The sequence below is a fragment of the Methylocystis sp. genome (assembly GCF_051061225.1).
Lineage (GTDB): Bacteria > Pseudomonadota > Alphaproteobacteria > Rhizobiales > Beijerinckiaceae > Methylocystis.
This window is the reverse complement of record NZ_JBPFEB010000064.1, coordinates 15,715-30,007: the sequence shown is the minus strand read 5'-3', so window position 1 is coordinate 30,007 and position 14,293 is coordinate 15,715. Positions and strand designations below refer to the sequence as shown.

The 14,293-nt window shown below is 59.1% G+C and carries 11 protein-coding genes and 4 pseudogenes; 7 read left to right on the top strand and 8 right to left on the bottom strand.

Features of this window, described 5'->3' with window-relative positions; all coding sequences use genetic code 11:
* On the top strand, positions 1-128 hold a 128-nt coding region (locus ACR652_RS11780; RefSeq protein ID WP_434506680.1), incomplete at its 5' end, for a transposase domain-containing protein.
* Positions 129-145: 17 nt separating this feature from the next.
* Here ACR652_RS11780 and ACR652_RS11775 read toward each other — a convergent pair.
* Positions 146-991 carry an efflux RND transporter periplasmic adaptor subunit gene (locus ACR652_RS11775; protein ID WP_434506679.1) on the bottom strand — a complete coding sequence of 282 codons (846 nt, stop codon included), beginning with the start codon at positions 989-991 and terminating at the stop codon, positions 146-148.
* 13 nt (positions 992-1,004) lie between these two features.
* Positions 1,005-1,364 (bottom strand): hypothetical protein, encoded by a 360-nt coding sequence (locus ACR652_RS11770; RefSeq protein ID WP_434506681.1) that lies wholly within the window; start codon positions 1,362-1,364, stop codon positions 1,005-1,007.
* Here ACR652_RS11770 and ACR652_RS11765 point away from each other — a divergent pair.
* Positions 1,332-1,519 (top strand): annotated as a pseudogene (locus ACR652_RS11765) (IS5/IS1182 family transposase); the annotation flags it as partial. The gene ACR652_RS11770 and the pseudogene ACR652_RS11765 sit on opposite strands and share 33 nt — an antisense overlap.
* Before the next feature lie 149 nt (positions 1,520-1,668).
* Here the strand turns inward: ACR652_RS11765 and ACR652_RS11760 are convergent.
* Positions 1,669-3,951 carry a copper-transporting P-type ATPase gene (locus ACR652_RS11760; protein WP_434506678.1) on the bottom strand — a complete coding sequence of 761 codons (2,283 nt, stop codon included), beginning with the start codon at positions 3,949-3,951 and terminating at the stop codon, positions 1,669-1,671.
* Positions 3,952-3,978: 27 nt separating this feature from the next.
* On the bottom strand, positions 3,979-4,185 hold the full coding sequence (locus tag ACR652_RS11755; RefSeq protein ID WP_434506677.1) for a DUF2933 domain-containing protein: 207 nt from the start codon (positions 4,183-4,185) through the stop codon (positions 3,979-3,981).
* 569 nt (positions 4,186-4,754) lie between these two features.
* Between ACR652_RS11755 and ACR652_RS11750 the strand changes: the two genes are divergently transcribed.
* The 3 genes and pseudogenes from ACR652_RS11750 to ACR652_RS11740 all read left to right on the top strand — a co-directional run bounded on the left by ACR652_RS11750 (position 4,755) and on the right by ACR652_RS11740 (position 6,187).
* Complete coding sequence (locus tag ACR652_RS11750; RefSeq protein WP_434506676.1) at positions 4,755-5,015, top strand: hypothetical protein; 261 nt, start codon at positions 4,755-4,757, stop codon at positions 5,013-5,015.
* Positions 5,016-5,254: 239 nt separating this feature from the next.
* Positions 5,255-5,398 (top strand): hypothetical protein, encoded by a 144-nt coding sequence (locus tag ACR652_RS11745; protein ID WP_434506675.1) that lies wholly within the window; start codon positions 5,255-5,257, stop codon positions 5,396-5,398.
* Positions 5,399-5,700: 302 nt separating this feature from the next.
* A pseudogene (locus tag ACR652_RS11740) lies at positions 5,701-6,187 on the top strand (DDE-type integrase/transposase/recombinase).
* A 232-nt stretch (positions 6,188-6,419) separates the two neighbouring features.
* Here ACR652_RS11740 and ACR652_RS11735 read toward each other — a convergent pair.
* From ACR652_RS11735 to ACR652_RS11720, 4 genes and pseudogenes are all read right to left on the bottom strand, one after another.
* Positions 6,420-7,460 (bottom strand): glycoside hydrolase family 3 N-terminal domain-containing protein, encoded by a 1,041-nt coding sequence (locus tag ACR652_RS11735; protein ID WP_434506674.1) that lies wholly within the window; start codon positions 7,458-7,460, stop codon positions 6,420-6,422.
* Between the two features lie 286 nt (positions 7,461-7,746).
* Complete coding sequence (locus ACR652_RS11730) at positions 7,747-8,727, bottom strand: alpha/beta fold hydrolase (RefSeq protein WP_434506673.1); 981 nt, start codon at positions 8,725-8,727, stop codon at positions 7,747-7,749.
* A gap of 65 nt (positions 8,728-8,792) precedes the next feature.
* Positions 8,793-10,848: pseudogene (locus ACR652_RS11725) on the bottom strand (efflux RND transporter permease subunit); the annotation flags it as partial.
* Positions 10,845-11,366 (bottom strand): annotated as a pseudogene (locus tag ACR652_RS11720) (efflux RND transporter periplasmic adaptor subunit); the annotation flags it as partial. The pseudogenes ACR652_RS11725 and ACR652_RS11720, both read right to left, overlap by 4 nt.
* A 111-nt stretch (positions 11,367-11,477) precedes the next feature.
* Between ACR652_RS11720 and ACR652_RS11715 the strand changes: the two are divergent.
* Positions 11,478-12,056, top strand: coding sequence for a TetR/AcrR family transcriptional regulator (locus tag ACR652_RS11715; protein ID WP_434506672.1), 579 nt, complete (start codon positions 11,478-11,480; stop codon positions 12,054-12,056).
* A gap of 346 nt (positions 12,057-12,402) precedes the next feature.
* Positions 12,403-14,070, top strand: a complete 1,668-nt coding sequence (locus ACR652_RS11710; RefSeq protein ID WP_434506671.1) for an adenylate/guanylate cyclase domain-containing protein — start codon at positions 12,403-12,405, stop codon at positions 14,068-14,070.
* The last annotated feature ends 223 nt before the right edge of the window (positions 14,071-14,293 follow it).

Below are 14,293 nucleotides of genomic sequence, written 5' to 3'. Positions count from 1 at the left end.
TGGCAACCGCCCGTCTCAACGACGTCGATCCGAACGCATGGTTGACGCAGACGCTCGAGCGCATCGCCGCCGGTTGGCCCAACAAAGACATCGACGCACTCATGCCCTGGAACTTCGTAAGCTCCTGACGCCACGCGTTGGGCGCTTACACCTGAACGGTGCGCGCGGCTTCTTCAACGACGGGTTCAATGAACACCACCTTCCCCTCGAAAGACCGGTCCACCAAAGAGGGAAACGTCACTTTGGCGGGCATCCCCAAGGCAATGTGCGGCAGCTCATACGCAAATACCTTCGCCTGCACCCAGACCGTTGACAAGTCGGCGACGACGTAGAGCTCAGCCTGGGGGATGACATATTGGCCTTCGAAAGCCTTTTTTTCGAGAATGGTGCCAGAAATCGGGCTTCTCAGAATAAGCGACTTGCTGGGTCTGCCGGTTCGCTCCAATTCGTCAATCGTCGATTTGGGAACATCCCATAAGGCGAGGCGCTGTCGCGTGGTTTCGACGACTGTGCGCTGAGCCTCCAAGGGGGCGGTCCGTTTGTATTGTAAGGCAGCGAGGAACTCGCGTTGGGCGGCAAAGAAAGCCGGGCTGTAGATCGAGAGCATCGGGTCCCCGGCTTTGACTTTCTGCCCTGTGACGGCGATGAACAGCTTTTCGACCCAGCCCTCGGTTTTAAGATGGATATGGGCGACCTTGGTTTCGTTCGGTTGGACGATCCCGACCGTGCGAATATTCATCATCAATTGGGACTTTTCGACGCGGCCTATTGTGACGCCGATCCGCTGCTGGACTTCGGGAGCGATTTGGACCTCCGCATATCCGGAAGGCATCGGAGCGGCGGACGATCGGGGAGTCCTAGCGGGCGGCATGGTCATCCCCGGCATTTGATGTCCGCTATGGTCTTGCGCCCCTCGGACAGAAGCGGCGACAATCGCAAACAGCAAGATCGCCAACCCGCCGAGGCTGATATGTCGCGTCATTGGCAGCATCAGGGTCTCGCTTCTACCGCTTGTATTGTGGCAGGGGCGGCGGCTCCATCATTGCGATCAGCGCCAGTCTTCCGAGCGTTTCGATGTCCACTCCAGCGAGCGCTTCCAGCTCGGCGAGCCGCCTTTCTCGTTCGATTCTTGCTTCTGCGACGAGACGGCGAATGTTGATGCAGGTTCGCTTACTGTCGATCAGGTTGGCGAAAGCGACCGTCCCAGCGGCATAGGCTTCGCGCGAGCTAACGAGCAATTGGTCGACGATCGGAGTCAAACGTCGATGGAAAAACTCGTCTGCCGTTCGGCGTTGCGCATGAAATAAAGCGCAGCGACAAAGCCGGATCGGATCATGATCGACTCCACCCATCTGAAAGCGCACCGGACGGCGGCGAGCCTCCTAAAAAAGGGGCTTTTTCCCGCTGTATCGGCCGCACGAAAGGTGGGCTGAACTCCAAGCTCCATTTCGTCTGTGACGGCGCCGGGAAGCCGCTGATCATGCTGCTGACCGAGGGGCAGATGAGCGACCATAAAGGCGAAAGGCTCCAAGCCGCTCGTGGCAACTTGGGCATTATCATCGCTTTGACATGTTTTTCTGCCCTCGGAGTCACAAGACCGAGGCAAGCTCGCGTCTGAGGACACTTGACGTGTCGCCGACCTTGGGACGGATAAGATTTTCCCGCCAGTCAGGTGATGCCTGGAAACGGCGGCATGACGGGCAGACGCTTAGGCTCGATCCGGACCCGCCTGAGCCTCAATGAATTGGCGACGACGCTCACCGAGGACAGCGCCATCGCCGCCGCAGCAACGGTGGGCGACAGCAAGAGGCCGAAGGAGGGATACAGCGCGCCTGCAGCGACAGGCACGCCCGCCGCATTGTAGATAAAAGCAAAGAACAGGTTTTCTCGGATATTTCGCATGGTCGCCTTTGACAGACGGCGACCACGAACGATGCCGCGCAGATCCCCTTTGAGCAAAGTGACGCCCGCACTCTCGATCGCAACGTCGGTTCCGGTGCCCATTGCGATTCCCACATCGGCTGCCGCTAAAGCGGGAGCGTCATTCACGCCGTCCCCGGCCATAGCGACAATTCGGCCGGACCGACGCAGTCGGTCGACAACCTCGCTTTTATCCTGCGGAAGGATTTCTGCCTCGACCTCGGAGATGCCCAGACGCCTCGCGACCGCTCGCGCGGATGTCCAATTGTCGCCTGTGAGCATGACGATGGAGAGACCATCATCCATCAGGGACTGTAGCGCGTCGTGGGTGGTCTCCTTGATCGGATCGGCGATTGCGATGACGCCAGCCGGGTGTCGATCAACGGCGACGAAAATCGCCGTCGCCCCGTCCTCGCGCAGCTGCTCGGCGACCGCGTCGAGACCGCCCGGGTCCACGCCAAGCTCGTCCAAAAAGCGCCTATTGCCAATCGCCACTGCGAGGCCGTCGATTGTCCCGGTCACGCCTTTTCCGACGGGCGAGTCGAAATCCCTTGCTTCGGAGAGGGTCAAGTTATGTTCGTGTGCAGCCTGAACGATTGCTTGCGCTAGCGGGTGCTCGCTTGCGCGCTCAAGACTCGCAGCGATTCTCAAAAGCTCACTTTCTGCTAGGTCCGCGACTGGGCGAATGGCCGTTACACGGGGTTTGCCCTCCGTCAGCGTTCCAGTCTTGTCGATGACGAGCGTGTCAATTTTTTCCAGTCGCTCAAGCGCCTCGGCGTTCTTGATCAGGACGCCTGATTGAGCGCCGCGCCCGACGCCGACCATGATTGACATTGGGGTAGCGAGGCCAAGGGCGCAGGGACAGGCAATGATCAGGACCGAGACGGCTGCAATCAAGCCGTAGCTCATGCGGGGCTCTGGCCCCCAGATTGACCAAGCGCCAAACGCAAACAGCGCGACCAGGATCACAAGCGGGACAAACCAACCGGAGACTTGATCAGCGAGGCGCTGGATCGGGGCTCGGCTTCTCTGGGCGGAAGCGACCATTTCGACGATGCGGGAAAGCATCGTGTCGCTGCCAACCTTGTCTGCTCTCATGATGAAGCCGCCCGTCTGGTTGAGCGTGCCACCGATGACGGTGTCACCAACGCTCTTGGTCACCGGCATGGACTCGCCCGTCACCATGGACTCGTCCACCGAGCTTCGACCCTCGACGAGAGCGCCGTCGACCGGCACCTTCTCTCCGGGACGCACACGCAGGCGATCGCCAACGCTGACCTGATCCAACGCGACCTCCTCGTCGGAGCCGTCGTCGCGAACGCGCTTCGCTGTGACCGGCGCAAGGTTGAGCAAAGCGCGGATAGCTCCCCCGGTCTGTTCGCGGGCGCGCAATTCAAGAACTTGCCCAAGAAGCACCAGCACGGTGATGACGGCCGCCGCCTCGAAATAGAGAGAAACCGCGCCCTCCGCGCTGCGAAACGTCTTGGGAAAGATAGCGGGCATAAAAGCAGCGATGACGCTGTAGATCCACGCCACGCCCGTGCCCATGGCGATGAGGGTGAACATGTTGAGGTTTAGCGTCAGAAGCGACCGCGCGCCTCTAACGAAAAATGGCCAACCGCCCCACACAACCACCGGTGTCGCCAGGGCAAACTGCAGCCAACCTGATTTCTCAGGGGAGATGTAATCGTGGAGATTTAGGAAGTGTCCGCCCATCTCGAGAAGGAAGACGGGAATTGTCAGCGCCAACCCAACCCAGAACCGCCGCGTCATGTCTATGAGCTCGGCGCTTGGCCCCTCTTCGACGGTGGAAATCACGGGCTCGAGCGTCATCCCGCAAATCGGGCAGTTTCCGGGCCCGACCTGGCGGATTTGGGGATGCATGGGGCACGTGTAGATAGGGCCTTCACCCGGCGGCGAATGGCTCTGTTCAGCGTTTACAGCTTCGCTGGAAGATGCCTGCAATGGTTGTAGATCAGGATGCGTCTTATGCTCGGCGGGGTCTGAGTGATGATGATGCTCGTGCCCCATGGCTTCCTCCGGCTCAGCTCGAACTGATCAGCTTTCGCTTCTGTTTGATCTGTCGGACGGCGCGTCGTGGCGGTGGCCGTGTCCATGGTGCATGAAAAGATGCATCAGCGGGCATGCCAGCACGACCAAAAATGGGAGGGCGTCGAGGATGTGTCGCCAGTGCCAATAAACAAGAAATGCGGCTGCTAGCCCGTATAGGAACAGGACGGGGGTTCGTGGGAGTGTAAATCGCATTTCGTCGCTCCGGATCGTCAAAGTCCCAATATGGGAACTTAGGATTTAAGCACGGGCCAATCCAGAGACCAAGGCATCTAATGCTTACGTTCAGATATACGGGCCCCTTCCCAGAAGAAGATTGCCTGCTATCAGCAGATTGGGCCCGTTCTCGGGATCGGTCGTCGCCGCAAGCAGCGTGCGCGGCGTAATCTGCCACGAAATGCCCCAACGGTCGCGGCACCGGCCGCACACGCTTTCTCCGCCGTCTAGAGACCCTCAGAGGGCGAGGTTACTCTCTGCGTAAGAGCCGCCGGCGTCTCTGCTTGATATATCTTGTCAGGCTTAAGGGCCAGCGGGGGAAACGACCATGTCCATATCCGGAACCTCAATCATCTCATTCCGCGGGCTAAGGACCTCGACGCAATCCACACCTCTTATTGCGACGTTTGCGGCTGCGCCCTTGAGCAGCGCCTGACCCAACTAAGGTTGATCCAGCTATATCTTGTGAGGTGGTGAGATGTGGCCCATCCTCGTTCGTGGCAAACAGGGCGGAGTTCGTCAGCCGCATCTAAGGCATGGAGGATAGCATGCTCGAACGCTACCCGATCTACACCTTCATCGAGGAGCGGTGCGAGAGCATCGGCATCGGCCGCTCCGAGGTTGCTCGGCGGTGCAACTTCGAGAACGTCTCTAAGGGTCTCCAGCGCTTCAACGCTCTTTGCGGTGGTGATGTTGGTTCTCCTGGCATGAGAATGATCCTAGACACCCTACCAGCGGCTCTGGAGGTGGACGCCAGCGAGCTCGAGAGGGTCGTCATGGAAACCGCCAACATCATCGCCCGCACTTGAGAAAAGGAGGAGGCGGAAGCAGAAGCTGCATGGCGCGCATCGTTTAAACCGAGTGCCTATCTCGTCGGAACGGAGAGCCGGCCCTCATCACGATCTACGGCCTGACTGGTGGCGCAGGGAGGTGGCTGAGAATTACCCGTGATCTGCCACAGCCTCCGGTTACCTTCGCGAGGCAGGCTCTCGCCGTCGTCAGGAGAACGCCCACCGTGACGTTATTTGGCGCCATGTAGGGATTCCTCGTGAATTACACCCCCGAGGGCGCCATCGAATTCGATAAGCTCGGGAATGCTATCTCATCATTAAACAAAGCCTACCGCCCCGGCGAGGTGGAAATCTTCATCGGCAAGCGCAGGCTCCCGCTTGCGGGGCTGCTGAGCGCGTGAGAAGCGAAGCCGGGGGTTTGGTGGCGAGGGAAAGCGGAAATATTTCGTCGCCGAGCTTCGCGCAACGGAGCGAGACCACGATTGCTGGCCAAAACTAGCTAGAAATACCCACGCGATACGCAAGTCAACCTGCTGCCTCTGATCAGAGGTGCCGAGCTACTGGTCAGCATGCTGCCCTCTACCCAAGATCCCCGTGACTCTCGATCAGAAGCGCAAGACGGTGAAATTAGTCTGGGGTCGCTCGAGCTGTCGAGGGAAGGCCATCCAGAGGCGATGTCACATTTACCGGCGGATAGGCCTCGGTGGGCCATTCAGGCGGCACGAACCCCTCGCCCATCATCTACAAGCGCCATCTCCTTCCGCCGCAGATCATCGCCCACGCCGTCTGGCTCTATTTCCGATTCCCGCTCAGCCTGCGCATTGTCGAGGAGATGCTTCTCGGGCGCGGGATTGTCCACTCGTATGAAACCGTTCGCCGTTGAAGCCATGAAATTCGGATTGGATTACGCCCGCCGCCTGAAGCGAAAGAAGCCCGCACGGCCCGACGTGTCGCATCTACACGTCGAGCATCGATCGCATCAGGGTTTGAACAACCGCGCCGAAAATTCCCATCTCCCGTTACGAAAGCGCAACAGAGTGATGGAAAGGATCAGATCGTGGCGGCGGGTGCAGCGTTTCATCGAAGCCTTCTCCGCGCTCCGCAACCTCTTCTTATCCCTCTCGCCATTCCGTGATTGCCATTTGCCTGAGGTGATCGTGGAGTGGAGAGCCGTGACGTTACCCGGCTGAAATTGAGACCGATATGCTTCACTACGTTTTGAACGAGTTAATGTAACATCGCCGCCTAGCATCCGGTCAACTTGACACTGCCGGGGTTAGACAAAAGCGATCCCGCGACAAGGACGTTAGCTTCGCGGGTTCCTCAACCTTATGCCCGGGCCTATGCGCGTCTCTCCCCTGAAAAGTCGATTACGTCTTGCCTGTTGCGGAGGGCGCCACCGTGCGGCGGGTCACTGTGTGCTCATCCAAATTTCAGCTTCCTTGTTCGTCTGATCGACGCCTCGGCGTGAGCGCGCATTGACGCATCCCGGTTGCAAGCCGAGCACAGCTGACGGGCGAAATCAGCCGCCTGCTCCTGCTCGTCTTTGATATTGTTACCGATGAGGAGCAAATCCACGCCGGCGCGAACGGCCTTCGTGCATGCCTCGCCCGTTGACATCAGCTTTTGCACGCCTTGCATCTGCAAGTCGTCGGTTAAGATGCACGCGTCCGGCGCCCAGGAGCGCATTTTATCGACCGCGACCGCCGAGAGACACACCGGTGTGTCTTTCTCCCACTGGTTCACGATGCCATGACTAAAAAGGACCATCGGCACCCGAGCGATCATATCTCGGAACACGTCAACTTGCGCATTGGTCAGGCAATCGGAGAGATCCATGACATGGTCATGCGGATTCACCTTCGCACCGCCGGTTCCTGGGAAATGCTTCAGACAGAGTTTCAAACTCACTGAGCCAGCGACTTCTGCTAGCGCCTCTACGCATGCTGCGACAACCTTCGGATCGCTTGAGTAGCTGCGCTGGACCGCCCCGACATCGGGGCTCTTAGGGTTGACGTCGAGGTCGACGACCGGCGAGAGGTTCACATCAATTCCTATCTGCCGCATCTGAGTATAGGAAGCGCGTAGGACTGCCCGCCGTTCCGAGGCTGTCAATAGCCCAAATCGGTGAGCGCTGGGCAGCGGGATGAAGCCGCGTTCTTCCTTCAATCGCCGGACCTTGCCTCCCTCCTGATCGATAAAAACGAGCGGACGCGAGGGGAGAGAGTGGAGGCTCTCGCAAAGCTTCTCCAGCTGAGCCGGGCTATAGACGTTCCGCTCGTATTTCTGATCGATACAGTCGTAATCGAAAAGAATGGTTCCGCCAAGGCCGAAGGTATTGGCGAAATCATGCAACCACCCGGGCGTTTGGGGGTCTCGAAAACCCAATACGAACAGTTCGCCGATCGGTAGATCCATGAGAGTAAAATGGTAGCTGTCACCAGGGCTGTCAAAGCCAGTCACTCGATTCCGCGGCGCTCGCGTTGCATGGATTGGTGACCGAACTAACGGCCAGCAACTTGGCCGACGCTCCCTCGCGGTCCAGACCTGACGGGGCCACGTTGCGGGTGGGCACGCTTCGGTGTGCCATCGGCATCACAAGACGCAGTGGAGCGCAAATTTGGCGCAGATAGGCTACGGCAGCGTCTCGATGAACCTCGCGTGCTTACCGAGGCGTCACCGCTAACTTTCGGAGGCGTGCACGCCGCGGTCAGGTGAGTCCGTGCGAGGCTGTGCCGGAGGCAAGGCTTCATGACGAAGCTTTCCGAACGAGCGACGCCCGAACGGCGAGCAAATGCTCGATGACAGCATCTGGCCTGTCGAGCGGCAGGAAGTGCCCTCCGTCCTCGACGGTCGCCATTTTTGCGCCCGGCACGATTTGACGATCATGTTCGCGTTCGTTTGGCCGCGACCAGTCGCGGGCGCCCCAGAGCAGCAGCACGGGAATCCTGATGTTCGGATAGGCCTTGGTCGCCGTTTCCCAGCTTTCGGCGTTGCGGAGCAGATTGAGGAAGGCGAGGTAATGGCCTTTGCGGTTGCCGACGAGATACATTTCCTTCAGTAGCTCCGGCGGAATGCGCTCCGGATCGGCCACGCCGCCGTTGAACACTCGTTTCATGATCAGGAATTGACGCAGGCGCATGACCGTGTCGCCGAGAACCGGCAGATCCGCCAAGGCGACGAAGAGACCCGCGAGAGAGGAGCTGCGCGCCATCCCGCGCCCCTTGGCGTAATCATAGGGATTGATCGCCACGACGCGCGAAACCCGTGGATTGTTGCGTGCGGCGAGAATGAGCGAGATTGAGGCGCCGATCGAAACGCCGGCGAGCGTCGCATCGCGCAGATCCAAGGCTTCGAGAAAGCTTTCGATCATCCCGGCGAAATAGTCCGCGTCATATCTCCCTGTCGGAATGTCTGAATAGCCGTGGCCGGGATAATCGACCGCATACGCGGTGAAACTCTTCGCCAAATCGGGGACGACTTTCTCGAAGAGATCGAGTTGCGTCCTCAGCGTGTGCAAAAGAACCAGCGCGGGGCCTTCGCCTGTCTTGATGTAGCGAAGGCGGACGCCGTTGACGCTGACGTAATGGATGGGGATGTCTGGCGCCCAGGAGAGGCGCTCCGGAGTTGGCGGGACGGGTCGCATCTCCTCGACGAGGAGCGAAAGGGTCACGATCGCCGCAGACGCCACAGTGAAACCGAGCAGACCGAACATCACATCGCTTAACATACCGGTCTCCCATGACCCGACGAGGTTTCTCTCCTGCGTCAAGGAATGCTATTGGCCGTCGAACTCAGCTCTGCGTCCGCCATTTGTAGATCCATTCGCTCATCCGATCCCATGACCCGAAACTCGACCGGGAAGGGCGTGTATGGTCCGAACACGAGCTGAGTGACGCGCACATAGGCCTCTGGCGTCAGCCCCTGTGATACCGCCTCTCGGAGCCGGCGCTTCAACAACTCGCGCGCCTCTGCATCCGGTGTAAGCACGGCGATCTTGGCGAAGGCAGGATCCGGCAGTTCCGGCGACATCGCGAAGAAGAAGCGGGGAGCGCCCTGACCGACATAGCTCGTGATGATATTGGCCTCGGGTTGGCTCGTCAGCCAATGTTCGAGCTTCTCGACCGTAGCGGTCGTCGTCTCAATGCTGGCGCCGTCCGGCAGGCGAACCTCCACCAGCACTTCGGGGCGATCGGAGGTCGGGAAGAACTGCTGTTTGAGGGCGCCCATGCCGGCCGGAAAGCGCGAAAGCGATGCCGACGACACCGCACGTCACGAACTTGTGGCGAACCGCGAATGTGATGAGTTGTCGCAGACGTTGGTAGTTTGGCGTGTCGTAGACCGCGTGGCTGCTGCCTTCGATTGATTTGAACGCGGGCAGCATCTTGACGCCAAGATAGGGCGTGAAGACCACCGCGACGATCCAGGAAACGATAAGGGCGAACCCCACGACCCAGAAGATGTTGCCGGCGTATTCGCCGGCCGACGAGCGCGCGAAACCCACCGGCAGGAACCCGACAATCGTCACGAGCGTGCCGGACAGCATCGGCGCCGCAGTGTGGCTCCACGCATAGGCCGCCGCCTTGATGCGGTCCATGCCCTCTTCCATTTTCACCGCCATAACTTCGATGGCGATGATGGCGTCGTCGACAAGAAGGCCGAGCGCCAGGATGAGGGCGCCGAGCGTGATGCGGTCAAAGAAGCGGCCCGTTTCCAGCATTATGAGGAACACGACGGCAAGCGTCAGAGGCACGGCGGCCGCCACGACGATGCCGACGCGCCAGCCGAGACTGAGGAGGCTCACCAGCAGCACCACGCCGAGCGCCATCGCGAACTTCATCATGAATTCATTGACCGCCGAGGTGATGTTGACGGCCTGGTCGCTGACCTTGGCGAACGTCACCCCGAGCGGCAGGGTCTGTACGATGGCTGCGGACCTCTCCTCCAGCGCCTTGCCGAGCGCGAGACCATCCCAGCCCTCCTGCATAACCGCCGCGAGCATGATGGTGGACTCGCCCTGGTGTCGGATGAGGTAGGTGGGCGGATCCTCGTAGCCCCGGCGGACCACGGCGACGTCGGAGAGCTTCAGCGTGCGCCCCGCAGCCATGATCGGCGTGTCGGCGATCGCCTGGACGCTGTCATAGGCCCCGTCGATCCGAATGAAGACTTGCGGCCCCCTTGTGTCGATCGAGCCTGCCGGCGTGACGGTGTTTTGCCTCTGTAAGGCGGCGACAATATCCTGCGCCGACACGCCGAGGGTCGCCAGTTTGGCGTAGGAGAACTCAACGAACATCTGTTCAGGACATTCGCCAAGAATATTGATTTTATTGACGCCGGACACGTGCAGAAGGTCTTGGCGAATGGTTTCGGCTTGCCTTGCGAGCTCTCGCATCGGCATGCCCTTTGCCTTGAGAACATAGAGGCCGAAGCTCACATCCGAATATTCGTCATTGACGAAAGGGCCAAGCACGCCGGATGGCAGCTTTCGGGCTTCATCCCCAAGCTTTTTACGGGCCTGGTAGAACTCCTCCTGCACGCTCGACGGCGGCGTGCTGTCCTTCAGCGTGACCGTCATATAGGCATAGCCTGGCCGTGTGGTCGTCTCCACGCGGTCGTACCAAGTCAGCTCCTGAAGCCGCTTCTCCAACGGTTCGGCGGCGAGGTCCTGCATCTCGCGCGCCGTCGCGCCCGGCCATACCATCGTGACCGTCAGGGTCTTGATGGTGAAGGAGGGGTCCTCCGCCCGCCCGAGCATGAAAAAGGCGTAGGCGCCCGCGGCGGCTAACAGCAGGATGAAAAAGAGGGTGATCGCCCGTTCGCGGACGGCGATCGCGGAAAGATTGAGGGTCATTGGGCGCCCCCGCTGTCAGACGCAGGCCTGACGCGCGCGCCGTCTCGCAAAAGATGCGCGCCGAGCGAAACAACCGGGTCGCCGGATTTCACTCCGGAGATCACGGCGGTTTCGCTCGCCACACGCACAAGCTTGATGGGTTGAAAGTGGACGGTCGAGGTAGCGCTGTCGAAGACCCAAACGCCGGTCTTCCGGCCGTCGTCGAGCACGGCTCCGAGCGGCACTTGGACTTCCGGCCGACTTTCTTTGCTTGCCAGCCGAATGGTCACCGTGGCGCCGAGGGGGGCCGCCGAAGCCGCACCGTCGAGCACGTATCGTGCTTCGTAAGTGCGGATCCGACCATCGGCGGCATCCGACAGCTGCCGCAGATGCGCGGTATAGTGGCGCCCGTCGTCCCCATACACGCTGGCCTCCGCCGCCGATCCGATCGCCGGTCGGATCGTTTCGGGAAGTGCCACCACTGCTTCGCGGGGGCCGGCTTGTGCAAGCCGAACCACGGTCTGGCCGGCAGAGACGACCAGCACAACAGCGGGTTTCCTTTTCATGCCCGTTTCCTCGAATAAAATTTTAGATTGCGATCGAACTCTATATCAGATAGATTTCGAACGCAATCTAAAATGAGGTTCGGGATGCGCGTCAGTCGCACTCAAGCGGCGGAAAACCGCGAGACAGTCATCAATGTGGCGAGTCGCCTCTTCCGTGAGCACGGCTTTGACGGCATCGGGCTCAAGGATCTGATGAAGGGCGCCGGGCTGACCCAAGGCGCCTTTTACAAGCAGTTCGCGTCAAAGGAGGACTTGGCCGCACAGGCGTCCAGGCGAGCCTTGGAGGGCGCCTTCAACCGATGGTCGACCGCAATCGCCGCCAAACCTGAGGATCCGCTTGGCGCTGTTTTGGCGTTCTACCTCAGTATGGGCCATCGCGAAAAAAAGACGGACGGCTGCCCACTCGTGGCGCTCGCCGCAGACGCCGCCAGACAGGGCAGCGACGTCAGGGCCCCATTCGAAGCCGGTATCAAGGCGCATCTCGAAGTCCTTGGCCGCTTGATTGCCGAAACCAAGGACTCGGAGGCCAAGGGCAAGGCCATGGCCGTCCTCTCGATGATGGTTGGCGCGGTGACGCTATCGCGCGCCGTCAACGACCCCGACCTCGCTCAAGCCTTTCTGGACGCGGCAGCCGAACAGATTCGCGAAATCGTCGCTGCTTAAAAGTCCGACCTATCGACCCAGGATGAAACCGCGGTTCCCTTCTTTAGTATATGGTGGCGAGAGGAAACAGTCCGCCTCCATCATTTCCAGGCTTGTTATGCAAATGTTTAGACGTAGCGGGGAGCTTGGGCCAAGCCTCGACAGGGTGAACGGAGCCTCCTTTCGTTATCGAGGGGTTTAATAAAGGTCTTTTCGTTTTCAAGTGAGCGCTGGCGCATGGTTCGGCCGCCAGAAGCAGTCTGTTTGAATCAGGCTTGAAATCAGTTAGGGCTCAACCCGCTCTCCTCGGGTTCTGCCGGTCGAGGTGCGGAGGTCAAGCACGGCTTTCAGGGTCCATGGGGTTGCAATGAAACTACGAACGTTCTTCTCCGCCTTTTTCCTTGTATTGGTAGCGCTCGCGGGCGCGAACCTGGTCATTGGTCTGTACCTGCAAAAGGTAGACCGCCAGACGGAGGCGGCGCGCGAACGACTAAGCGACATCACCTCGCTGTCGGAAGATCTAGTCATTTCCTCACAATGGGCAACCAGGTTCGCTCGAGGCTTTGTCGCAACCAAAACCCAAGATCGATGGGACTTCTACTCCGAACTCGAGGACATCCTCGAAGGAAGAATCGCTCGTCCCGAAGGCTATGGGTTGGAATACTGGGATCTTGTTGTCGGGGGGTTCATTCCACCGCCCGACACGAGTACATCGGGCGAAGGCCCTCTCGAGGACCAATTCCTGAAGCGCGACATCACAATCGCGGAGTTCAATCAACTTAAGAAAGCGAAAGAGCTTTTTCGAAAGGTCAGCACAACCGAGAAAATCGCTATGCACGCGGTAAAGGGCGAATTCGATGACGGCACGGGCAAATTCGCCGGAAAAAGCAAGCCCGATATGGCCCTAGCCGAACGTCTCATTTACGGAGATGAATACAACAGAGAAAATGGGGAACTTAGCGAGGCCGTCTATAATTTCAATAAAATGGTTCGTAAAAGGTACAAGGCGACCCTCGTAAAGGAAGAGCAACGCACCGCCGCATTGGTGGGAATGAATATCTATCTCGCTGCCACTCTGTTCCTGATTGTGCTCGCTTCAGTCGCCTTCCTCGAGCAGCGCTTTGTCAAGAGGACCTCGCGGCTCACAGCTGCTGTCGATTCCATTAGCAGGGGAAACTTGGAGAGCAGAACCCAAGTCTCCGGCCAAGATGAGATAGGGAGGATTGCTCAGTCGGTCGAGTCCATGGCCCGGAACCTCAGCGTTGCCTTTGCAGCTCTTGAAGAGAAGGTAAAAATCTCAGAAAAGACTGCGTTGGAACTCAACAACGAACGCCTTCGATCGGAGAAGCTGCTTCATAATATCCTGCCGGCAACAATTGCTCAGCGCCTCCAGGGCGGAGAAGAAGTCATCGCTGAAGTGTTTCCAGAGGTGACGGTGTTTTTCTCGGACATCGTCGGCTTTACCGATCTCTCCGCGAGAATTGGCCCGCATGGAACCGTCAACCTGCTCAACGTCCTATTCGAAAAATTCGATGAACTCGTGGAAAAGCATGGGGTCGAAAAAATCAAGACCATCGGCGACAGCTATATGGTCGTCGGTGGCGTTCCGCATCGCGATCCCCTGCATTGCCAGCATGTCGCCGAATTCGCCCTCGAGGCAATGGCGTTTATCAAGAATTTTTCCTCTCAATCGCCTTTCCCGGTGGAAATGAGAATGGGCATTCATACGGGAACTGTCGCGGCTGGCGTGCTGGGAAAGAAGAAGTTCTCCTATGATCTTTGGGGAGACGTGGTGAACGTCGCCAGCCGCTTCGAATCGACGTCCCCTGCAAACAAGATCCATGTCTCCGAGGCGGTCAAGGTCAGGCTCGCCGACGACTTCGCTTTTTTGGACGCCGGAACGGTCCAGATGAAAGGAAAGGGCCAAACGCCATCCTTTTATCTGCTTAGCCGCAAGAATACCGTGCTTGGGGTGGTTGAACCCGAAAAACAAACAGGGAGGACGGGCACCGCCCCGGTTGATGATACGGTTTAAGGCGCAGACAGATAATCTCATCGGGCGACGGGGTCATACCACCTGAATGGCCCGCCAAAGCCTACCCGCCGGTTAACGTGACATCGCCAGCTTGCGGCAAGCCAGAATGCTTGAGGGCATATGAGAGATGGCCGCCACCACGCATTCGTGAAGATCGAACACAAAGAGAACTTTTCCAAAAATGCGCATGAAGCAGCGTAATCGCGTATTGCAATCCTCGCTC

Bases quoted from the DNA above. Each gene is read 5' to 3' on its own strand.
- ACR652_RS11775 (WP_434506679.1), bottom strand. From the start codon at position 991: ATGCTGCCAATGACGCGACATATCAGCCTCGGCGGGTTGGCGATCTTG.
- ACR652_RS11760 (WP_434506678.1), bottom strand. From the start codon at position 3,951: ATGGGGCACGAGCATCATCATCACTCAGACCCCGCCGAGCATAAGACG.
- ACR652_RS11710 (WP_434506671.1), top strand. From the start codon at position 12,403: ATGAAACTACGAACGTTCTTCTCCGCCTTTTTCCTTGTATTGGTAGCG.
- ACR652_RS11755 (WP_434506677.1), bottom strand. From the start codon at position 4,185: ATGCGATTTACACTCCCACGAACCCCCGTCCTGTTCCTATACGGGCTA.
- ACR652_RS11750 (WP_434506676.1), top strand. From the start codon at position 4,755: ATGCTCGAACGCTACCCGATCTACACCTTCATCGAGGAGCGGTGCGAG.
- ACR652_RS11715 (WP_434506672.1), top strand. From the start codon at position 11,478: ATGCGCGTCAGTCGCACTCAAGCGGCGGAAAACCGCGAGACAGTCATC.
- ACR652_RS11730 (WP_434506673.1), bottom strand. From the start codon at position 8,727: ATGTTAAGCGATGTGATGTTCGGTCTGCTCGGTTTCACTGTGGCGTCT.